Annotated in this window: 17 protein-coding genes, 2 tRNA genes and 1 pseudogene; 8 read left to right on the top strand and 12 right to left on the bottom strand. The window is 68.9% G+C overall.

The annotated features are described in order from the left end of the window. Positions 1-157: 157 nt before the first annotated feature. Positions 158-230: transfer RNA gene (locus tag ABT116_RS25650), tRNA-Ala, on the bottom strand. Between the two features lie 181 nt (positions 231-411). Here ABT116_RS25650 and ABT116_RS25655 point away from each other — a divergent pair. Then, positions 412-960 carry a helix-turn-helix domain-containing protein gene (locus ABT116_RS25655; protein ID WP_030846998.1) on the top strand — a complete coding sequence of 183 codons (549 nt, stop codon included), beginning with the start codon at positions 412-414 and terminating at the stop codon, positions 958-960. 292 nt (positions 961-1252) lie between these two features. Continuing rightward, complete coding sequence (locus ABT116_RS25660; RefSeq protein ID WP_351638117.1) at positions 1253-2794, top strand: protein kinase domain-containing protein; 1542 nt, start codon at positions 1253-1255, stop codon at positions 2792-2794. Positions 2795-2843: 49 nt separating this feature from the next. On the opposite strand, the gene ABT116_RS25665 is transcribed toward ABT116_RS25660, so the two are convergent. Further along, positions 2844-4190, bottom strand: a complete 1347-nt coding sequence (locus ABT116_RS25665) for a hypothetical protein (RefSeq protein WP_351638122.1) — start codon at positions 4188-4190, stop codon at positions 2844-2846. Between the two features lie 161 nt (positions 4191-4351). Further along, on the bottom strand, positions 4352-4480 hold the full coding sequence (locus ABT116_RS25670; RefSeq protein ID WP_351638128.1) for a DLW-39 family protein: 129 nt from the start codon (positions 4478-4480) through the stop codon (positions 4352-4354). 337 nt (positions 4481-4817) lie between these two features. On the opposite strand from ABT116_RS25670, the gene ABT116_RS25675 reads away from it, so the two are divergent. Further along, positions 4818-5180 (top strand): DUF6344 domain-containing protein, encoded by a 363-nt coding sequence (locus tag ABT116_RS25675; protein WP_351638134.1) that lies wholly within the window; start codon positions 4818-4820, stop codon positions 5178-5180. A gap of 161 nt (positions 5181-5341) precedes the next feature. On the opposite strand, the gene ABT116_RS25680 is transcribed toward ABT116_RS25675, so the two are convergent. From ABT116_RS25680 to dnaA, 9 genes are all read right to left on the bottom strand, one after another. Next, positions 5342-5418 (bottom strand) — tRNA-Ile (locus ABT116_RS25680). Positions 5419-5542: 124 nt separating this feature from the next. Further along, a complete protein-coding gene (locus ABT116_RS25685; protein WP_351638139.1) occupies positions 5543-6343 on the bottom strand; it encodes a DUF3566 domain-containing protein in 801 nt (266 codons plus the stop codon). A gap of 19 nt (positions 6344-6362) precedes the next feature. Beyond that, the gene (gene gyrA / locus ABT116_RS25690) at positions 6363-8957 is read right to left on the bottom strand and encodes a DNA gyrase subunit A (RefSeq protein ID WP_351638143.1); all 2595 of its coding nucleotides are present in this window, start codon (positions 8955-8957) and stop codon (positions 6363-6365) included. A gap of 42 nt (positions 8958-8999) precedes the next feature. After that, positions 9000-11060, bottom strand: a complete 2061-nt coding sequence (gene gyrB, locus ABT116_RS25695) for a DNA topoisomerase (ATP-hydrolyzing) subunit B (protein WP_351638148.1) — start codon at positions 11058-11060, stop codon at positions 9000-9002. 431 nt (positions 11061-11491) lie between these two features. Beyond that, the gene (locus ABT116_RS25700; RefSeq protein ID WP_351638151.1) at positions 11492-12058 is read right to left on the bottom strand and encodes a DciA family protein; all 567 of its coding nucleotides are present in this window, start codon (positions 12056-12058) and stop codon (positions 11492-11494) included. Further along, positions 12055-13176 carry a DNA replication/repair protein RecF gene (recF, locus tag ABT116_RS25705; RefSeq protein ID WP_351638153.1) on the bottom strand — a complete coding sequence of 374 codons (1122 nt, stop codon included), beginning with the start codon at positions 13174-13176 and terminating at the stop codon, positions 12055-12057. The genes ABT116_RS25700 and recF overlap by 4 nt, the downstream gene beginning before the upstream one ends. 54 nt (positions 13177-13230) lie before the next feature. Next, positions 13231-14106 (bottom strand): phosphogluconate dehydrogenase (NAD(+)-dependent, decarboxylating), encoded by an 876-nt coding sequence (gnd, locus tag ABT116_RS25710; protein WP_104779130.1) that lies wholly within the window; start codon positions 14104-14106, stop codon positions 13231-13233. Positions 14107-14314: 208 nt separating this feature from the next. Beyond that, positions 14315-15445 carry a DNA polymerase III subunit beta gene (gene dnaN / locus ABT116_RS25715; protein ID WP_351638160.1) on the bottom strand — a complete coding sequence of 377 codons (1131 nt, stop codon included), beginning with the start codon at positions 15443-15445 and terminating at the stop codon, positions 14315-14317. Positions 15446-16369: 924 nt separating this feature from the next. Beyond that, a complete protein-coding gene (gene dnaA / locus ABT116_RS25720) occupies positions 16370-18523 on the bottom strand; it encodes a chromosomal replication initiator protein DnaA (protein WP_351638165.1) in 2154 nt (717 codons plus the stop codon). Positions 18524-18897: 374 nt separating this feature from the next. On the opposite strand from dnaA, the gene rpmH reads away from it, so the two are divergent. From rpmH to ABT116_RS25745, 5 genes and pseudogenes are all read left to right on the top strand, one after another. Beyond that, the gene (gene rpmH / locus ABT116_RS25725) at positions 18898-19035 is read left to right on the top strand and encodes a 50S ribosomal protein L34 (RefSeq protein ID WP_003956500.1); all 138 of its coding nucleotides are present in this window, start codon (positions 18898-18900) and stop codon (positions 19033-19035) included. A gap of 21 nt (positions 19036-19056) precedes the next feature. Further along, on the top strand, positions 19057-19428 hold the full coding sequence (rnpA, locus tag ABT116_RS25730; protein WP_078625383.1) for a ribonuclease P protein component: 372 nt from the start codon (positions 19057-19059) through the stop codon (positions 19426-19428). Continuing rightward, complete coding sequence (gene yidD, locus ABT116_RS25735; protein ID WP_053670149.1) at positions 19425-19799, top strand: membrane protein insertion efficiency factor YidD; 375 nt, start codon at positions 19425-19427, stop codon at positions 19797-19799. The genes rnpA and yidD overlap by 4 nt, the downstream gene beginning before the upstream one ends. 3 nt (positions 19800-19802) lie before the next feature. Then, entirely contained in the window at positions 19803-21092 is a 1290-nt protein-coding gene (yidC, locus tag ABT116_RS25740; protein ID WP_351638178.1) for a membrane protein insertase YidC, read from the top strand. Positions 21093-21107: 15 nt separating this feature from the next. Further along, positions 21108-21199 (top strand): annotated as a pseudogene (locus tag ABT116_RS25745) (single-stranded DNA-binding protein); the annotation flags it as partial.

The following is a 21199-nucleotide window of genomic DNA, read 5'->3' on the forward strand; positions in this document are numbered from 1 at the left end:
CTCCGCCAGGACGACGCGCAGCGGCCGCTCAACTCGCAGGGTCACAGGGGATCTCCACACGCAGCAGTCACGTGAAACACACGCTCCCGGCATCCGCCCAGGCACGCAAAATGCCCTCCGAGACCACGTTTCCGCAGTTCGGAGGGCATTTCCAGAGTGGAGCCTAGGGGAGTCGAACCCCTGACATCTGCCATGCAAAGACAGCGCTCTACCAACTGAGCTAAGGCCCCGGAAGGGGACGTCCGACCGGAGAAACCGTGCCCCGGCGGGCGTCGGAGACCAGAGTACCGGGTCACCCCCGTGGTTCCGCAAAAAGATTGGGGGTCCCCGTCGTCGACCACTCTCCGTAAGATGCTCGGCGTGGTTCGCTACCGCGAACCGCCGTACATGGGGAAGCGATGGGGAGACGCAATGGACGCCGCACAGCAGGAAGCGACCGCAAGAGCGCGGGAACTGCAGCGGAACTGGTACGGGGAGCCACTGGGGGCGCTCTTCCGTAGGCTCATCGACGATCTTGGCCTCAACCAGGCTCGTCTCGCGGGGGTTCTGGGACTGTCCGCACCGATGCTGTCGCAGCTGATGAGCGGTCAGCGCGCGAAGATCGGCAATCCGGCCGTGGTGCAGCGGGTTCAGCTGCTGCAGGACCTGGCGGGGCAGGTCGCGGACGGCAGCGTGAGCGCGGCCGAGGCCACCGAGCGCATGGAGGAGATCAAGAAGTCACAGGGGGGCTCGGTGCTGAGCAACACCACGCAGACGACGAGCAGTTCGGGGGCGCCCACGGTCAAGCGCGTCGTGCGCGAGATCCAGTCGCTGCTGCGGTCGGTCGCGGCGGCGGGCGACATCATCGACGCCGCCGACACCCTCGCCCCGACCCATCCGGAGCTGGCAGAGTTCCTCCGGGTCTACGGGGCCGGCCGCACCTCGGACGCGGTCTCGCACTACCAGTCTCACCAGAGCTGATCCCACCGCCCGGCCGCCGAAGGGGGTTCGGCAGCGGGCGCGGGTGAGGTGACGGGGGACGCGTCGCGGTACGGACGGGCACGAGGGGGCGTGTTCCGTACGGGGGACCGGTCGACGCGAGGGGGATGTATCACTCATCGGGAGCCGGGGCTCGGGGGAGCCAGGTTTCGGGGGAACCGGGGTTTCGGGGGAGCCGGGTTTCGGGGGAGCCGTTTCGCCTGTCGGGGAGTCGTAGTGCTCGCCGAGGGGGAAGCAAGGGGGGAAGCCGCAGGGGGAGGAGCGACGTACAGCCATGGGTGAGGTCTTCGCCGGCCGGTACGAATTGGTCGACCCGATCGGACGCGGAGGGGTCGGTGCCGTCTGGCGTGCCTGGGACCACCGCCGCCGTCGCTATGTGGCCGCCAAGGTCCTGCTCCAGAGCGACGCGCACTCGCTGCTGCGCTTCGTGCGGGAACAGGCCCTGCGGATCGACCACCCGCATGTACTCGCCCCGAGCAGCTGGGCCGCCGACGACGACAAGGTCCTGTTCACCATGGACCTGGTCGCGGGCGGATCACTCGTGCATCTCGTCGGGGACTACGGCCCCCTCCCGCCGGCCTTCGTCTGCACCCTGCTCGACCAGTTGCTGTCGGGCCTGTCCGCGGTGCACGCGGAGGGGGTCGTCCATCGTGATGTGAAACCCGCCAATGTGCTGCTGGAGGCCTCCGGCACGGGCCGGCCGCGGCTGCGGTTGTCCGACTTCGGCATCGCGATGCGGCTGGGCGAGCCCCGCCTGACGGAGACCAACCTCGTGGTGGGGACGCCCGGTTATCTCGCGCCCGAGCAGATGATGGGCGCCGAGCCGGACTTTCCCGCCGACCTGTTCGCCGTGGGACTGGTCGCGCTGTATCTGCTGGAGGGTGCCAAGCCGGACAGCAAGGCGCTCATCCAGTACTTCGCCGAGCACGGCACGCCCGGCGCGCCCAAGGGCATTCCTGAGCCGCTGTGGCAGGTCGTGGCCACGCTGCTCCAGCCGGATCCGCAGGCGCGGTTCCGTACGGCCACGGGGGCGCGCAAGGCACTCGCCGCCGCCGCGGAGCTGCTTCCGGAGCCCGGCCCGGACGACGAGCTGATCGAGATCTTCGACCAATTGGGCCCCCTGCCGAGGGGGTTCGCGTCCGAGGGGCCGCTGGCCAGGGCGAAGGGGCTGGGCCCGAGGGAGGCGCCGTCCGACCACCCGGGTACGAGCGGGGAGCAGTCTCGGCACGGGCGCGCCGAGGGCGAGCTGACGGGTCCGGGCGGGCAGCGGGACGAGGGCGGGCTGTCGGCCACGGGCGGGCAGCGGGACGAGGGCGGGCTGTCGGCCCGGGGCGGGCAGCGCTCCGAGCCCCACCGGCAACACGCACCGTCGGTGCCGTCCGACCCGCGCCACGCCGCCGACCCGGCGGGGCCGTCCTCCATGTCGGACACCGGCAGTTTCCATCTGCCGCCGCCACAGCCCACCGTCACCTCGTCCCCCACGGCAGGACCGTCCCAGCCCTCCCCGGTCCACGCCCCGCACCGGCAGGCGCCCGTCTCCCCCTACGACCCCACACACCGGCTGTCCTCCGCACAGCCACTCCCCCCGGTGTACTCCGGCCCTCCTCTGCCCCCTTCGGAGCGCTACCGCACGGACGCCTCCACAGCCTCGTACACCGCCCGGACACCGACCGCCACGCCGAGCGGCCCGACCCCGTCACGGCACCGGGCACACAGGCCCTCCCGACAGGGGCCTCCGGCCAAGGTGGCGGTACCACTGCTGCTCCTCGCGCTGGCCTGCTACGCCGTGGGCTTCTGGGCGTTGACCCGCATCTGACCGACCGGCCGGGCAGCAGACGGCCCGGGGGGACGCGCCGGTGCTCCCCCTACGTCACACTCCTGCGCCGGGCCACGAGGCTCCACACCCCGAGCCCCACGAGCAGTGCGCTCCCGGTGCCGATGCCGCCCACGGCGAGTGCCCTCATGGCGGTGTCATCGCCCGCGGCCACGCCCTCCGCGGCCGCCTCCCGGTCCTCGTCCGAGACCTCGAAGACACCCTTGGGCACGGACTCCCCCGCGTACTCGGGGCCGCCCCGCGGCTCCCCGCTCACCGTCACGCGCAGCGTCATCTTGAACGGCCCGTCGCCGAAGGTGTCGGCGACGCCCTCCGAGAGGTGGGCGACGAGGTAGTAGGAGCCGGCGAAGCGCATCGCACTCACCTGCGCGGTGGCGGAGAGGCGGTTGGCGTGGTCGACCGGTGGCAGGGGAGGAAGGCTTCTGGACTGCTGGCCGCCGTTGTAGCCGACACCCACATCGGCGACCTCGCCGCGCGCGGGGTTGTAGAGGGCCAAATCCAGCGCGTCGGACGTGTAGCCGGTGGCTCCGGTGCCCGAGCTGCCGAGATCCGCGGTGACGGCGATCTGCTGTCCCCAGTCGACCGGTACCTCGTAGAAGAGGGTCTGGCCGGGTCGGATGTCGTCCCGCCAGACTCCCTGGTCGAGGGGGGTCGCGCCGGTGAACCCCGCGCCGCCCTTGCGGTGCTCGGCCTCGCCCAGGAGCGGCTGGGGCGTGGCGGAGTTCCACACCTCGGGTGGGCTGGTCGCCCCGGTCCTCACCGTCCGCGGTTCCGTCATGGCGACGAGTTCCAGGTCCCAGGCGTCCGGTGAGGATCCCTCGCCCTGGGGGTCGACGCGCTCGACGGACACGTAGTACGCACCGGCCTTCTTGCACAGCGGCCGGTTGGGCGAGATCTGGCGCATGCCCCACGCCGCGATGGGGTGGGGGCTGCGAGCGGTCCCGAAGGTCGTGTCGTCGACGGAGCAGGTGTTGCCCTCGGCGTCCTGCACGGTCACCTTGACCCCGTCGATGACGGAGAGGGTGCTGTCGGGGGAGGGGACGGCGGTGACGGAGACGTACGCGTTGGACGTGGCGTCGAGGTCGAGGCGGTAGTTGACCTTGCCGTTGCCAGGCAGGGAGCTTCTGTAGGCCTCGCCGGGCTTCAGGAGGTCGGCGTCCCCGGTGCTCCTCGTTCCCTGGACGCGCTGCGCGCCGTCGGCGAAGGCGTACCGGCTCGGCGAGCCGGAGGCCTGCCCCGCGGCGGCGGCCTGTCCAGGCCCCATGGCCGCTGTCGTCCCCAGGACCACGGCCGCGGCGCCGACGCGCACGGCCACGGCCGGGCGGCCGCGCCACGCCTCCGCGCCTCGCCTGAACGCCGTACGGCACCGTCCCCTCACGCGCCACCCCTCACCGTCGCCGGACCGCTCGCCGTCTGCGGACCGCAAAGCCGTGATCCGTGGCCCATCCTGCCGCGCCGGCCGGGTTCACGACCGGCCCTCGGCACACAAAACCCCGACCGCGAGGCGGCCGGGGTGTGCTTGGTCTGGGTTGTCGTGACTCACGAACCCGTGGGAACGGAGTCAGTCGCCTCCGTCCACAGATCCTGCTCGGCGCGATCCGCCTGGATCTGGCGGTACACGAGGAGCCCGCCGATGGCGGCCAGTGTGACCAGGAGAAGCTTCTTCACCGCGCGACCTCGTCTTTCCTTGACGTAGGGGACCTCTGGCGCCCGACTATACACACCGGCCGAGACCGATCGGTGACCTGAGTCGGCCCTCAACTCCCCTCCCCGGAAACGCGATAGAAGCGGAGTACACCGCTCCGATCGGAGGGTGATCACACCTCGACGGACGGTTACTTTGACCCCTCTTCTACGCTCTCCTCACCTTTTCACCCCTCTTGCGCCCATCCGGGTGGTGTTCATCGGAACATCAACGCGCCACGGGCGGAGGTCCACCACTTCTCGCCCCTCATACACATGATGAGGAAAGTACGCAAATCGCCCAACCCGAAAGTGAGGGGCCATGGCCCGGAACAAGGTCATGAAGCTGTGGACCACCATCGTCACCGCCTTCCTCGCGCTGTGCACGGCGCTCGGACTCGTCACCACGACCGCCGCCGCGGCCGTACCGCAGACCGAGCAGAAGAGCAACAGCAAGGGCGCGAGCATCCCGCAGCAGCGGACGGCGGCACCGGCGACGTTCTCCCGGTCCGCTCCGAGAGCCCTGCCCCCCACGATGAAGCAGCGCATCCGCGCCGAGGCCCACGGCAAGACCCCCCGCTGCCGGCACCGCTCGCCCGCGGACACGGCGACCTCCCCCGGCACCGACTGCACCGACGAGGACCCCGACCCCGAGGCGGACCATCTCACGCCCCTCCAGCGCTGAACCCCCGGAACAACCCAAGCGATCTGCGTACAAAGCCCGGCAGCTCGGCAGAGCGGCCGGGCTTACGCATGCCCCGATCCCAAGGCCCGGGCTCAGGGCGTGCCGGACAGGCTGCAAGACGACAAAGACCCCCAGCCACATTCGACTGGGGGTCTTTTCGCTGGTGGGGCTAACAGGATTTGAACCTGTGGCCTCATCCTTATCAGGGATGCGCTCTAACCAACTGAGCTATAGCCCCGCCGCGCTCTGCGGGGTGTGTCCCGCGCGCTGACTCCTGAAGATTAGCGCACGACATGGGCAGTCCCAAAATCGGTTGTCGGGGCACCGTCAGGGCAACGACGGAGGTGACGTCAAAGGTGACGTCACTCGTCCTCGGCGAGCGTCAGCTCCACGCCGCCCACGAAGCCCGCGGACAGGTTGTAGATGAACGCGCCGAGCGTCGCGAGGGCGGTCGCCAGGACCACGTCGATGACCGCGATGACCGACGTGAACATCAAGACGTTGGGCAGCGACAGGAAAGCCTGCAGGTCGAAGCCGTTGGACTCGTTCGAGCCGGTGGCCTCGGAGATGGTGCCGCCGACCGTCGAGAACACGCCCATCGCGTCCATGACCATCCACAGCACGGCGGCCGCGACGATCGTGCAGATGCCCAGGGCGATGGAGAGCAGGAAGCTGACCTTCATCACCGACCACGGGTCGGCCTTCGCCACCCGCAGCCGCGCCTTGCGGACGCGCGGAGTGGTACGCACCCCCGGGCGGGGACGCCGTACGGCATCGGGACCTGCGCCGGCCCCGGCCGCCGCCTGCTGCGCCGGGTAGGCCTGCGGCGGGTGGTACGGCCCGGCCTGCTGCTTCGTCTGCCGCTCCCCGGGCAGGGGCGAGGCCGTGCCCGGCTCCTGCGCGGCCGGCTGCGGCTGCGCGCCGGAGGCGGACGCACCCGCACCGCCCTTGGCCTGCTTGGTCTGCGGACCTCGGGTGTCCGTCACAGTTCCCCCCTGTGATCCATGCGCGTCGGGCGACGGCTCGTCCTTGGCCGGGGACTTGATCGCCTTCAGGTTGGTCGTGTGCGGGTCCGCCGCACGCGCGGCGGAGCCACGGCCGCCGTCGTCCGCTTCCGTACCCCTCGAGGTTCCGGCCGGTCCGGCGCCCGTGGCTCCGCTCACGCTGACTCACTCCTCGTGCCTACTCGGCCGAGGGCGCCTCACCCTCGTCCGTGCCGGTGGTCACGGCGTCCTCGGCGGTCTCGTCGACGACCACATCGCCGTCGACCTCCTCCGCCTCGCGCCCCGCCTCGGCGTTGCGAGCGATGCCCACGACGGCATCGCGCTTGCCCAGATTGATCAGTTGGACGCCCATGGTGTCACGGCCGGTTTCCCTGATCTCGTTGACCCGCGTACGAATCACACCGCCCGACAGCGTGATGGCGAGGATCTCGTCGGTCTCCTCGACCACCAGCGCGCCGACGAGGGATCCACGGTCCTCGACGATCTTGGCAGCCTTGATGCCGAGGCCGCCGCGACCCTGGACGCGGTACTCGTCGACGGCGGTCCGCTTCGCGTACCCGCCGTCTGTGGCAGTGAACACGAACGTACCGGGTCGAACAACATTCATCGAGAGCAGCTCGTCGCCTTCGCGGAAGCTCATGCCCTTGACGCCCGAGGTGGCACGGCCCATCGGCCGCAGGGTTTCGTCCGAAGCGGTGAACCTGATCGACTGCGCCTTCTTGCTGATCAGAAGCAGATCGTCGTCCGACGAAACGAGTTCGGCGCCGATCAGTTCGTCGTCCGAACCGTCCTGACCCTCACGGAGGTTGATGGCGATCACACCGCCGGAACGGGGCGAATCGTAATCCTTCAGAGGCGTCTTCTTCACAAGTCCGGCCTTGGTGGCGAGCACGAGGTAGGGAACCGCCTCGTAGTCGCGGATCGCCAGGATCTCGGCGATCGCCTCGTCCGGCTGGAAGGCGAGCAGGTTCGCGACGTGCTGACCGCGCGCGTCCCGGCCGGCGTCCGGCAGCTCGTAGCCCTTGACCCGATAGACGCGGCCCTTGTTGGTGAAGAACAGCAGCCAGTGGTGCGTGGTGGACACGAAGAAGTGGTCGACGATGTCGTCTTCCTTGAGCTTCGTGCCGCGCACACCCTTGCCGCCGCGCTTCTGGGCGCGGTAGTCGTCGGTCTTGGTGCGCTTGATGTAGCCGCCCCGGGTGACCGTGACGACGATGTCCTCCTCGGCGATCAGGTCCTCGATGGACATGTCGCCCTCGTAGGGGATCAGCGTCGTCTTGCGGTCGTCGCCGAACTTCTCGACGATCGCGGCCAGCTCCGCGCTGACGATGCCGCGCTGGCGGACCGGGGAGGCCAGGATCTTGTTGTACTCGTTGATCTTCGCCTGGAGCTCGTCGTGCTCCTGGACGATCTTCTGGCGCTCCAGGGCGGCCAGGCGGCGCAGCTGCATCTCGAGGATGGCGTTGGCCTGGATCTCGTCGATCGTCAGCAGGTCCATCAGGCCGCCGCGGGCGATCTCGACGGTGTCGCTGCGCCGGATCAGCGCGATGACCTCGTCGATGGCGTCCAGGGCCTTCAGCAGACCGCGCAGGATGTGCGCCCGCTCCTCGGCCTTCCGCAGCCGGAAACGCGTACGGCGGACGATGACCTCGATCTGGTGGGTCACCCAGTGGCGGATGAACGCGTCCAGCGAGAGCGTGCGCGGCACGCCGTCCACCAGCGCCAGCATGTTGGCGCCGAAGTTCGTCTGCAGGTCGGTGTGCTTGTAGAGGTTGTTCAGCACGACCTTGGCGACGGCGTCCCGCTTCAGCACGATGACCAGGCGCTGGCCGGTGCGCGAGGAGGTCTCGTCGCGTACGTCCGCGATGCCGCCGATCTTGCCGTCCTTGACCAGGTCGGCGATCTTCTGAGCGAGGTTGTCCGGGTTGACCTGGTACGGCAGCTCCGTGACGACCAGGCACTGGCGGTTCTGGATCTCCTCGACCTCGACGACCGCGCGCATCGTGATGGAGCCGCGGCCGGTGCGGTACGCCTCCTCGATGCCACGGCGGCCGACGACGAGCGCGCCGGTCGGGAAGTCCGGGCCCTTGATGCGCTCGATGAGCGCGTCGAGCAGCTCCTCGTGCGAGGCCTCGGGGTTCTCCAGGTACCACTGGGCGCCGGCGGCGACCTCGCGCAGGTTGTGCGGCGGGATGTTGGTCGCCATGCCGACCGCGATACCGGCCGAGCCGTTGATCAGCAGGTTCGGGAAGCGGGCCGGCAGGACGGTCGGCTCCTGGGAGCGGCCGTCGTAGTTGTCCGTGAAGTCGACGGTCTCCTCGTCGATGTCGCGGACCATCTCCATCGACAGCGGCGCCATCTTGCACTCGGTGTACCGCATGGCCGCGGCCGGGTCGTTGCCCGGGGAACCGAAGTTGCCGTTGGAGTCGACGAGCGGCATGCGCATCGACCAGGACTGGGCGAGGCGTACGAGCGCGTCGTAGATGGAGGAGTCGCCGTGCGGGTGGTAGTTGCCCATGACGTCGCCGACGACGCGGGCGCACTTGTAGAACCCGCGCTCGGGGCGGTAGCCGCCGTCGTACATGGCGTACAGCACACGGCGGTGGACGGGCTTGAGGCCGTCGCGGACGTCCGGCAGCGCACGCGAGACGATGACGGACATCGCGTAGTCGAGATACGAGCGCTGCATCTCCGTCTCGAGCCCGACGGGCTCGACGCGCATGGCCAGGGCGTCACCCTCGGGCGTCGTCACGGGAGTGTTCTCGTCGGTCATTGCTGGTGAAAATCCTTCCGGGTGCGGTCAGCTGAGACCGACTCAGATGTCGAGGAAGCGGACGTCCTTGGCGTTGCGCTGGATGAACGCGCGGCGGGCCTCGACGTCCTCGCCCATGAGGACCGAGAACAGGTCGTCGGCCTGGGCGGCGTCGTCGAGGGTGACCTGGCCGAGGACGCGGTGCTCCTGGTCCATGGTCGTGATGCGCAGCTCCTCGGCGTTCATCTCACCGAGACCCTTGAAGCGCTGGACGGAGTCGTCCTTGATGCGCTTGCCGGCGTTGCGGCCCATCTCGATCAGGGCGTCGCGCTCGCGGTCGGAGTACGCGTACTCGAAGTCGTCCTTGCCCCACTTGATCTTGTAGAGCGGCGGGCGGGAGAGGTACACGTGACCGGCCTCGACCAGGGGCCGCATGAAGCGGAACAGGAAGGTCAGCAGCAGGGTGTTGATGTGCTGGCCGTCGACGTCGGCGTCCGCCATCAGGATGATCTTGTGATAGCGGAGCTTCTCGATGTCGAAGTCCTCGTGGACTCCGGTGCCGAAGGCCGAGATCAGCGCCTGGATCTCCTGGTTCTGCAGGATCTTGTCGATCCGCGCCTTCTCGACGTTCAGGATCTTGCCGCGGATCGGGAGGATCGCCTGGTACTGCGGGTTGCGGCCGGACTTGGCCGAGCCGCCGGCGGAGTCACCCTCGACGATGAAAATCTCGCACTTGGTGGGATCGTTCGACTGGCAGTCGGAGAGCTTGCCGGGCAGGGACGCGGTCTCCAGCAGGCCCTTGCGCCGGGTGAGGTCACGGGCCTTGCGGGCCGCCACGCGCGCGGTGGCCGCCTGGATGCCCTTGCGGATGATGTCCGCGGCCTCGTTCGGGTTCCGGTCCAGCCAGTCCGTGAGGTGCTCGTAGACGACCTTCTGCACGAAGGTCTTGACCTCGGTGTTGCCGAGCTTGGTCTTCGTCTGGCCCTCGAACTGCGGCTCGCTCAGCTTGACCGAGATGATCGCCGTCAGACCCTCGCGGATGTCGTCGCCCGTGAGGTTGTCGTCCTTCTCGCGCAGCAGCCGCTTGTCGCGCGCGTACTTGTTGATCAGCGAGGTCAGCGCGGCGCGGAAGCCCTCTTCGTGCGTACCGCCCTCGTGCGTGTGGATGATGTTGGCGAACGAGTACACGCCCTCGCTGTAGCCGCCGTTCCACTGCATCGCGAGTTCGAGGGACAGGCTCCGGTCCTTGTCCTCCGCCTCGAGGTCGATGACGGTGGGGTGCACCAGGTCTCCCTTGCGGGAGTTGAGGTACTTGACGAAGTCGACGATGCCGCCCTCGTAGTGGTACGAGACGCTCTTGACCTCGTGCTTCTCGTCCTCGCCCGCCTCGTCCGCACCGGCCGTGGCCTTCGCCGACTCGCGCTCGTCGGTGAGGTTGATCCGCAGACCCTTGTTGAGGAACGCCATCTCCTGGAAACGCCGCGACAGCGTCTCGAAGGAGTAGTCGGTGGTCTCGAAGATGTCCGGGTCGGCCCAGAAGACGACCGTGGTGCCGTGCTCGTCCGTGGCCTCGTGCTGGGCGAGCGGGGCCGTCGGGACGCCCAACTTGTAGTCCTGGGTCCAGCGGTAGCCGTCGGTCTTGATCTCGACGGACACCTTGGTCGACAGGGCGTTCACGACGGAGACACCCACACCGTGCAGACCACCGGAGACCGCGTAGCCGCCGCCGCCGAACTTTCCGCCCGCGTGCAGCACCGTCAGCACGACCTCGACGGCCGGCTTGCCCTCGGAGGGGACGATGCCGACCGGGATGCCACGGCCGTTGTCGACGACGCGCACGCCACCGTCGGCGAGGATCGTGACGTCGATCGTGTCCGCGTGACCGGCCAGGGCCTCGTCGACGGAGTTGTCGACGACCTCCTGCACCAGGTGGTGCAGGCCGCGCTCACCGGTCGAGCCGATGTACATGCCGGGTCGCTTGCGGACCGCGTCCAGACCCTCGAGGACGGTGATGGCACTGGCGTCGTACGAGGCGGTGACCTCGCTGTGGGAGGTGATCGCCTCGCTGCTCACGCCTTCGTCGGTGGACGGGATGTTCTCGTTGGGGTTGCCGGAATCGGCCACGAAGCGCCCTTTCTGGCACAGCACGAGCCAGGCTCGTCGGCGGGTTGCCGGAGCGGCTGCGGCATGTTGCGTTGGTAAGCCTTGATCAGCGTTGCTCAGCTTTTCCCGGACGGTCCCCACGATTGGGGCGGGATTGCTTCCAGTCTACCGGTAGCACTGACACTGATGGGGGTTTGCCGGTACCTGAGTCCGCATGTGCCGCCCTCGACGGGTCTTGTCCGACTCCCGATATACGGATGGGGGCTCCAAGAGGCTCACGGAGGCACTCAGCGCTTCCGGCCGTCAACCCTTGGCTACTTCGGAGTCAGGTCGGGATTCGCAACCGTGTGCGGGCACGCGTCAGGGCTGCCGCCGGCGCTCCGAAAGAGCCGCCGGAAGTCCTTGATGTGATGTCAGTCACGTGCTGTCGACAGGTGGGAAACCGGTGCCGATCACCCGTAGGTATCGCCCGGACCGGTGCTGCCGGGGGCGCGCAACGGGCCGTAGCGGCGGGCGGGGCCGCCGGGGCCCTGCACCTTGATCAGCTTCACCCGGCCGTGGCCCAGGTCCTCGTTCAGGCGCGCGACCAGCGTGGGCGCGAGCAGCCGGAGGTTCGTCGCCCAGGCCGTCGAGTCGCAGCGCACGGTCAGCACCCGCTCGTCCTCGTCGTACTTCTCCGGCACACAGTGCTTGGCCACGTCCTCGCCGACGATCTGCGGCCAGCGGCCCATCACACCGCCCACGGCGGCCGGCGCCTCCCAGCCGCGTTCGGTGATCAGCCGGTTGATCGCGGACCCGAGCGCCATGGGGTCGCGTCCGTCGGCGCGCGCGCCGGAGCGCAGACCGCCGCGGCGCGCCTGCTTCTTCTGCTGCGCCGCGTCCCCCCGCGCGCGGGCGGCTTCCTTGGCCGCGCGCAGCGCCACGCGCGCGAGGTCCACACCGGACGGCTCGGGAGGCTTCGGGGCCCCGCCGGAGGGCTGAGACGGACTCGGGGCGCCGCCGGGTGTGTTCTCCGTCATACGCGCTCCACCGCCCCCTCGGACACGGCGAACCGCGTCCCGGACAGCACATGCGGTACGTCGTCGTCGACCGCGGCCGTCACCAGGACCTGCTCGCCCGGCGCGACCAGCTCGGCGAGGCGCTCACGGCGACGGGTGTCCAGCTCGGCGAAGACGTCGTCGAGCACCAACACCGGCTCGTTGCCCTCCGCTCTGAGCAGGTCGTACGAGGCAAGGCGCAACGCCAGGGCGTAGGACCAGGACTCGCCGTGGGAGGCGTAGCCCTTGGCCGGGAGCTGGCCGAGCTTGAGCTGCAGGTCGTCCCGGTGCGGGCCGACCAGGGTGACACCGCGCTCGATCTCCTGCTTGCGGGCCTCGGCGAGCGCCGCCATCAGCTGCTCGAAGAGGTCCTCGCGGGTGTGCGCCTCGCCGGGCGCGGACGGCTTGTACTCCAGCGCGATCGGGCCACCGCCGGGCGCGAGTTGCTCATAGGCCTTGTCGGCCAGCGGCTGGATCGTCGCGATCAGGTCCAGCCGCTGGGCGAGCAACTCGGCTCCCGCGCGCGCGAGATGCTGGTCCCACACGTCCAGAGTGGACATGTCCATCGTGCGACCGCCGTGCCTGCGGGCCAGCGCGGCCGACTTCAGCAGGGTGTTGCGCTGCTTGAGCACCCGGTCGTAGTCGGAGCGCACCCCGGCCATCCGCGGAGAACGCGCCGTGATCAGCTCGTCGAGGAAACGGCGCCGCTCACCGGGATCGCCCTTGACCAGCGCGAGATCCTCCGGCGCGAACAGCACCGTCCGCACGATCCCCAGCACGTCACGCGGCCTGACCTGCGAGGACCTGTTGATACGGGCCCGGTTGGCGCGCCCCGGATTCAGCTCCAGCTCGACCAACTGCTGCCGCTCGCCCTGCCGGACCTGGGCCCGTACGATCGCGCGCTCGGCGCCCATGCGGACCAGGGGGGCGTCGGAGGAGACCCGGTGGCTTCCGAGGGTGGCGAGATAGCCGACGGCCTCGACGAGGTTGGTCTTGCCCTGCCCGTTCGGCCCGACGAAGGCCGTCACCCCGGGGTCGAGCGGAACCTCGACCCGGGGGTACGAGCGGAAGTCGGCCAGCGACAGATGCGTGACGTGCATGGTCGTTTCGCCGACCTCCCCGGACGGTTGTGGACTGCCGTGCAGCCCTGTGGACTACTTCTTCTCTACCGCGTGGCCGCCGAACTGGTTCCGCAGCGCCGCGATCATCTTCATCTGGGGCGAGTCCTCCTGGCGGGAGGCGAACCGCGCGAACAGCGACGCGGTGATCGCCGGCAGCGGCACCGCGTTGTCGATGGCGGCCTCCACGGTCCAGCGTCCCTCGCCGGAGTCCTGCGCGTAACCCCGCAGCTCATCCAGGTGCTCGTCCTCGTCGAGCGCGTTGACCGCGAGGTCGAGCAGCCAGGAGCGGATGACCGTGCCCTCCTGCCAGGAGCGGAAGACCTCCCGGACGTCGGTCACGGAGTCGACCTTCTCCAGGAGCTCCCAGCCCTCGGCGTAAGCCTGCATCATCGCGTACTCGATGCCGTTGTGGACCATCTTCGCGAAGTGGCCCGCGCCGACCTTGCCGGCGTGCACCGAGCCGGAGTCACCCTCCGGCTTGAGGGCGTCGAAGACCGGCTGCACCTTGGCGACGTTCTCCTTGTCGCCGCCGTACATCAGCGCGTAGCCGTTCTCCAGGCCCCAGACGCCGCCGGAGACGCCGCAGTCGACGAAACCGATGCCCTTGGCCGCCAGCTCCTCGGCGTGCTTCACATCGTCGGTCCAGCGGGAGTTGCCGCCGTCCACGACGACGTCGCCGGGCTCCAGCAGCTCGGCGAGCCGGTCGATCGTGGTCTGCGTGGCCTCGCCCGCGGGGACCATCACCCAGATCACGCGCGGTCCGCTGAGCTTGCCCACAAGCTCTTCCAGGCTGTGGACATCGGCGAGGTCCGGGTTGCGGTCGTATCCGAGGACGGTGTGACCTGCGCGGCGGATCCGCTCGCGCATGTTGCCGCCCATCTTGCCGAGGCCGACGAGACCGAGCTCCATCAGTTGTTTTCCTTAGGTTCTGCGACGTGGCGTGGCGGCACGTGCGTACCGCCAGGCACTTTCGTACCCGCGTCCGACCCTAAACCCGGACGCTCGCGCACATCTGTGGGCATACGCGCTCAGTCGTACGCCCTCACCTGCAGGTTTGTCCTCAGCCTGTGGACAACCGCCGGTGATCCCCAGCCTGAATCCGGGCCGCGAGGCCGGCTCAGCCGCTGAGGCGGACCGGCATGATCAGGTACTTGTAGGCGTCGTCCGCCTCGGCGTCCAGCGCCGGCTTGCCGCTGAGCAGCGCGGGCTTGGTGGACGTCGTGAACGACAACTGGGCCACCGGGGAGTCGATGGCGCTCAGGCCGTCGAGCAGGAACGTCGGGTTGAAGGCGATCGAGATGTCGTCGCCCTCGAGCTGGGCGTCCACCCTTTCCACAGCCTGTGCGTCATCGCTGGAACCGGCCTCCAGGATGAGCACGCCCTGCTCGAAGCTGAGCCGCACCGGGGTGTTGCGCTCGGCGACCAGGGCCACGCGCTTGACGGCCTCCACGAAGGGGGCGGTCTCGATGACGGCGACGCTGTTGAACTCCGTCGGGAACAGCGTGCGGTACTTCGGGAGGTCGCCCTCGAGCAGGCGGGTCGTCGTACGGCGGCCGGCGCCCTCGAAGCCGATCAGGCCCTCGCCGGAGCCCGAGCCGGACAGCGCCAGGATCACCTGGTCGCCGCTGGTCAGGGCCTTGGCGGTGTCCAGGAGCGTCTTGGCGGGCACCAGGGCGACCGCGGAGGCCTCCGGGTTCTCCGGCTTCCACAGGAACTCGCGGACCGCGAAGCGGTAGCGGTCGGTGGACGCCAGCGTGACGGTGTCGCCCTCGATCTCGATGCGCACACCGGTGAGGACGGGCAGCGTGTCGTCACGGCCGGCCGCGATGGCGACCTGGGCGGCGGCGGAGGCGAAGACCTCGCCGGGGACCGTGCCCGTCGCGTTCGGCATCTGGGGCAGGGCCGGGTACTCCTCCACAGGCAGGGTGTGGAGTGTGAACCGGGACGAGCCGCAGACCACGGTCGCCCGTACACCGTCTGTGGAGATCTCCACCGGCCGGTTGGGGAGCGCGCGGCAGATGTCGGCGAGCAGGCGGCCGGAGACCAGGACCGTGCCCTCCTCCTCGACCTCGGCCTCGACGCTCACCCGAGCGGAGACCTCGTAGTCGAAGCCGGAGAGGCTCAGCTGGCCCTCCTCGGACTTCAGCAGCAGGCCGGCGAGGACAGGCGCCGGCGGACGGGCCGGGAGGCTGCGTGCCGCCCAGGCCACTGCCTCCGCGAGTACGTCGCGTTCCACCCGGATCTTCACTGTTGCCGCCTCCTGCTGTTGCCGGCGCTTCTCGCTCTGCCTGGCCCTCGTCGTCTGTCTCGGTGTCGACGGTCCCTGTGAGGGGGAGGACACCGGGGACCAGTCTGACGCACGGCACTGACAGTAGGTGCCTCTCGGGGTCAAGTCGTGACGAGGGGCGGTCGGGCACCGAAGAGCGAGTTGTGCACAGGGCCCCCTTCGAAACGGATTCCCAGCTCTCTCTAGTCGGGAGTAGTAGTAGGGCCTGTGGATACCGTGGATAACCCCGTTTGCCCAGCTCAGAGCGGGAATTTTGTCCACGGGTCCTGTGGGTGGAGGCGGTGGACAACCGGGCGTATCTGTGGAGAACAGAAAGTTCTGCACACGCCGTGCACAGGGGGAGGCGAGTTCTCCCCAGCGCCATCCCCAGCTTTACCCACCTTTCCCACAGCCCAACCCGCAGCTTTGTGTGACGCCTTTCACTCGACCCGGTGAGGAGGCGCGTCGCGTTGCCGAACAGTGGACAGGCATGTGGAGAAGCGACCGATCGCTGGGGACAACTGCACCCAGCCTGTGGGTGGCCGGTGGACAACTCGATGCACAGCCTGTGGATCATCTCGTCGTCCACAGTCTGTGGAGATCCTTCGTCCACCAATCCACAAGCACCTGAGCTGGTCTGATGGTCTTTCAACAGTGGCCGCTGTGGACACGATCTGGACAACTCCCCGGTCCCCAGGATGTGGACGGCAGAAAGTCCTCGAATCTGTGGAGAGGGGCCGTAACCCGGGGAGTAATCGAACAGTGGGTTGCGAGCGGGCTTCTGGGGACAGGGCCGGGGAACCGCCTCGCGTGGGGCTCGGAAGGCTCGGCGGCGCCCCTCGGCACATGGAGAAGGGCGCCCCCTCAACCACAGGGGGCGCCCTCAGCGGCGTTCCGCCGTCGCCGTCAGCCGTTCTTGATGCGGTTGGTCAGCTCCGTGACCTGGTTGTAGATGGAGCGACGCTCCGCCATCAGATTGCGGATCTTGCGGTCCGCGTGCATGACCGTGGTGTGGTCCCGTCCGCCGAACAGCGCGCCGATCTTGGGCAGGGACAGGTCCGTCAGCTCACGGCACAGATACATGGCGATCTGCCGGGCTGTGACGAGGGCGCGGCCGCGTGAGGTGCCGCACAGGTCCTCGACGGTCAGCCCGAAGTAGTCCGCCGTCGCGCCCATGATGGCCGTCGAGGTGATCTCGGGGGCCGAGTCCTCGCCGCCGGGGATGAGGTCCTTCAGGACGATCTCCGTCAGCCCCAGGTCCACCGGCTGCCGGTTGAGCGAGGCGAACGCCGTGACCCGGATCAGGGCGCCCTCCAGCTCACGGATGTTCCGTGAGATCCGGGACGCGATGAACTCCAGCACCTCCGGCGGCGCGTTCAGCTGCTCCTGCACGGCCTTCTTGCGGAGGATCGCGATCCGCGTCTCCAGCTCGGGCGGCTGGACGTCCGTGATCAGTCCCCACTCGAAACGGTTCCGCAGCCGGTCCTCCAGGGTCACCAGCTGCTTCGGCGGCCGGTCGGAGGACAGCACGATCTGCTTGTTGGCGTTGTGCAGCGTGTTGAAGGTGTGGAAGAACTCCTCCTGCGTCGACTCCTTGTCCGCGAGGAACTGGATGTCGTCGACGAGCAGGATGTCCATCTCCCGGTACCGCTTGCGGAAGCTGTCGCCCTTGCCGTCGCGGATGGAGTTGATGAACTCGTTGGTGAACTCCTCCGAGCTCACGTACCGCACGCGCGTGCCCGGGTAGAGGCTGCGTGCGTAGTGCCCGATCGCGTGCAGCAGGTGGGTCTTGCCGAGCCCGGACTCCCCGTAGATGAACAAGGGGTTGTACGCCTTCGCCGGCGCCTCGGCCACAGCGACCGCGGCCGCGTGCGCGAAGCGGTTGGAGGCGCCGATCACGAACGTGTCGAAGAGGTACTTCGGGTTCAGACGCGCGGTCGGCTCACCCGGGCCGGTCGCCGGTGCGGGCTGCGCGGCCAGCGGGCCGGGCGCGCCGGTCGTCGGCAGGTTCGGACCGACCGGGCCGCCCCGGTGCACGTGGCCCGAGCCGGCGGGCGGCTCGGGCAGCTCCCGGCGCACCGCGTCGCGCTGGTCGTAGTCGCCGCGTGACGTGTCGTAGTCGGAGCGCGGCTGCTCATAGGAGGGGCGCTCCATGGGCTGGGGGCGGTAGTCCTGGGAGGGGGCGCCGTAGGACGCCTGGGAGGGCGGGCCGTAGGAGTCCTTGGACCCCTTGGATCCGGAGCCGGAGCCGTAGGGGTCCTGCGGGTTGTACGGGTCCTGGGAGCCGTACGAGTCCTGCCCGGGTGACGCGTACGGGTCACGCTCGGGGAAGCCGAGGCGCTGCTGCTGCCAGCCGTACTCCTCCTGCTGCGTCGGCCGCGGCCAGGCGCCGGGCTCGGGGCGCTGGTACTCGGACGGGTACGCGGGGCGGGCCGTCGGAAGCTGGTCTGCGCGCGTAGGCGGAAGCTGGTCGCCGGCCGGCCCGGGCGCCTGGTCGGCGCGGTGCCGGCCGTACCCCTCGTACCCGTCGCGGTCCTGGCGGTCGTATCCGTCACGGTCCGGACGGTCGTAGCCATCACGCTCGGGGCGGTCGTACCCGTCACGATCGGAGCGGTCGTACGCGTCACGATCGGAGCGGTCGTACGCGTCACGTTCGGGGCGGTCGTAGCCATCGCGCTCCGGACGTTCGTACCCGTCGCGGTCCTGGCGCGCGGAGGGGAGTTCGGGCTCCTCGTAGCGCTGCTGGGGGCGGGCCGGGGGCGCCGGCGTGGCCGGCGGCTCGCCCGCGGAGTCGTCGACGGTGATCGCGATCCGGATGGGGCGTCCGCACTCGCGGCTCAGCGTCTCGCTGACGATCGGCGCCAGCCGGCCCTCCAGTACGCCCTTCGCGAACTCGTTCGGTACGGCGAGCAGTGCGGTGTCCGCGACCAGCGCGAGCGGCTGGCAGCGCCGGATCCAGTGCTCGTCCTTCCCTTCGACCCCCTGACCGCGGCCCTCCCCGAGGAGCTGCTCCAATACGCGTGGCCACACTGCGGCAAGATCGGCAGGTACGTCAGCCACAGGGCACGCTCTCTCACAGGTCCCACGAACGTGTGGTTCTGGGACGGCTCGGGATGTAAATCGGGTGGGGCAGGGATAAGGGAACGAATCGGAGTTCCGTCACGGTAGTCAGGGCGGCCGGTACGGTTCAAGTTGTTGTCCCCAGCCTGTGGACAAGTGTCTCCCGGCGACTCCTGGTTTGACCGGATGGCGTAGCCGCGCGTACCGTAACCAGGTCGAGTTGTCGATGGCTGCTGCCGCCTGCCTCCGATGGGCACAGATCATTTGGGTGATCGGTCAGCGGTGCACTCGGGCGTAACTGCGAGCTACTCGTGGGCGCACGGTGACAGCCAGGACGGCACCCCGCAACCACCGATTCTTTCTGGAGCCCCCGAGTGAGCAAGCGCACCTTCCAGCCGAACAACCGTCGTCGCGCGAAGACCCACGGCTTCCGGCTGCGTATGCGCACCCGTGCCGGCCGCGCGATTCTCGCGTCCCGCCGTAGCAAGGGTCGCGCCCGTCTGTCCGCCTGATCCCGATCAGGTCATGACGTCGTGCTGCCCACCGAGAACCGGCTGAGGCGGCGCGAGGACTTCGCGACCGCGGTACGGCGAGGCCGTCGGGCAGGACGCCCGCACCTCGTCGTCCACCTTCGTAGCGGTGCCACGGACCCGCATGCGCCTGGGGAGAGCGCTCCCCCGACGCGTGCGGGTTTCGTCGTGAGCAAAGCCGTGGGTGGCGCGGTCGTGCGCAACAAAGTGAAGCGCAGGCTTCGCCACCTGATGCGCGAGCGAGTCGCCCAGCTGCCCCCCGGTAGCCTGGTAGTCGTACGAGCGCTGCCCGGATCGGGCGACGCCGACCATGCACAGCTGGCCCGAGACCTGGATGCCGCTCTCCAGCGGTTGCTGGGAGGGGGCGCGCGATGAAGTACCCGCTGCTGGCTCTGATCAAGCTCTACCAGTGGACGATCAGTCCGCTGCTGGGGCCGGTCTGCAAGTACTACCCGTCGTGCTCCCACTACGGCTTCACGGCCATCGACCGGCATGGTGCCATCAAGGGAACGGCACTCACGGCCTGGCGCATCCTGCGGTGCAATCCGTGGTCGCTGGGCGGTGTGGACCATGTCCCGCCGCGCAAGCGCCCGCGGTGGCACGAAATGCTGCGCAACGCGTGGCATGCACGCAAGGGCGGGCCCTCCGCCGTCGGACCGGCCACCGAGGGACGGACTTCTCCCACCAGTCCGTCGAGTCCTTCGAGCCCGGCCGCAGAGACACCGTCCCATGCCCAAGGAGCATGATTAGTGGACACGATTGCCAGCCTCTTCAGCTTTATCACCACACCCGTCTCCTGGGTCATCGTCCAGTTCCACTCGGTGTACGGCGCCCTCTTCGGCCCTGACACCGGCTGGGCCTGGGGCCTGTCGATCGTGTCCCTGGTGATCCTGATCCGCATCTGCCTGATCCCGCTGTTCGTGAAGCAGATCAAGGCGACCCGGGCCATGCAGACGCTGCAGCCCGAGATGAAGAAGATCCAGGAGCGCTACAAGAACGACAAGCAGCGTCAGTCCGAAGAGATGATGAAGCTGTACAAGGAGACGGGCACCAACCCGCTCTCCTCGTGCCTTCCCATCCTGGCGCAGTCCCCGTTCTTCTTCGCCCTGTACCACGTGCTCAACAGCATCGCGTCGAACGACACCATCGGCGTGATCAACGACCGTCTGCTGGAGAGCGCGCAGAAGGCCCACATCTTCGGTGCGCCGCTCGCGGCGAAGTTCACCGACAGCTCCTCGAAGGTGGAGGCTCTCGGCTCCTCCCTCACCGACGTCCGGGTCGTCACCGCGATCATGATCGTCCTGATGTCGGCGTCGCAGTTCTTCACGCAGCGCCAGCTGATGACGAAGAACGTCGACACCACGGTGAAGACGCCGTTCATGCAGCAGCAGAAGATGCTGATGTACGTCTTCCCGGTCATGTTCGCCGTCTTCGGCATCAACTTCCCGGTCGGTGTCCTCGTCTACTGGCTGACCACCAACGTGTGGACCATGGGCCAGCAGATGTACGTCATCCGCAACAACCCGACCCCGGGTTCCAAGGCCCAGGCCGAGTACCTGGAGCGCCTGACCAAGCACGTCACGCAGCACGACAAGGTCGGCAAGCGTCGCGACCGGGCCATCGTCAAGGCGATCGTCGCCAAGGGCCGCGACCGCAACGACTTCGAGCGCAAGTTCATCAACGGCCTGAGCAAGGCCGGACTTGCCGCGCAGGCCGACGGCACCGTGATCAAGAGCGACTCCGCGGCCGCAGCCCAGGCCGAGGACGGTACGCCGACCACCGCCGTCGGCACCCAGAAGCGTCAGCAGCCCAAGCGGCAGAGCAAGTCGCAGCGGCAGCACGGCGGCGCCGTCGGTACGAAGGCGGCCGGTGAGAACGAGCCGAAGACGTCGCTGACCAAGTCCGACGAGCCCGAGGACGCCAAGCCCGCCGCCGCTGCCAATAAGGGCGGCGCGAAGCCCGCCGGCGGTACCCGCAGCAAGGCCCAGTCCGGACAGCGCAAGGGTCCGCAGCGGCCCAAGTCCCCGTCCAAGAAGTAAGAAGGAGTCCATCCCGTGACGGAAGGCACCACCTCCGCCGCTGCCGAGGGTGCAGACACCCTGACTCGCCTGGAGCAGGAGGGCGAGATCGCGGCGGACTACCTGGA

Origin of the sequence: Streptomyces sp. NPDC002130 (assembly GCF_040296465.1) — a bacterium.
GTDB lineage: Bacteria > Actinomycetota > Actinomycetes > Streptomycetales > Streptomycetaceae > Streptomyces.

What these genes read in the sequence shown, in the direction of transcription:
- ABT116_RS25655 (WP_030846998.1), top strand. Translation starts at nt 412, where the DNA reads ATGGACGCCGCACAGCAGGAAGCGACCGCAAGAGCGCGGGAACTGCAG.
- ABT116_RS25660 (WP_351638117.1), top strand. Translation starts at nt 1,253, where the DNA reads ATGGGTGAGGTCTTCGCCGGCCGGTACGAATTGGTCGACCCGATCGGA.
- ABT116_RS25675 (WP_351638134.1), top strand. Translation starts at nt 4,818, where the DNA reads ATGGCCCGGAACAAGGTCATGAAGCTGTGGACCACCATCGTCACCGCC.
- gyrA (WP_351638143.1), bottom strand. Translation starts at nt 8,957, where the DNA reads ATGACCGACGAGAACACTCCCGTGACGACGCCCGAGGGTGACGCCCTG.
- ABT116_RS25700 (WP_351638151.1), bottom strand. Translation starts at nt 12,058, where the DNA reads ATGACGGAGAACACACCCGGCGGCGCCCCGAGTCCGTCTCAGCCCTCC.
- recF (WP_351638153.1), bottom strand. Translation starts at nt 13,176, where the DNA reads ATGCACGTCACGCATCTGTCGCTGGCCGACTTCCGCTCGTACCCCCGG.
- gnd (WP_104779130.1), bottom strand. Translation starts at nt 14,106, where the DNA reads ATGGAGCTCGGTCTCGTCGGCCTCGGCAAGATGGGCGGCAACATGCGC.
- yidD (WP_053670149.1), top strand. Translation starts at nt 19,425, where the DNA reads ATGAAGTACCCGCTGCTGGCTCTGATCAAGCTCTACCAGTGGACGATC.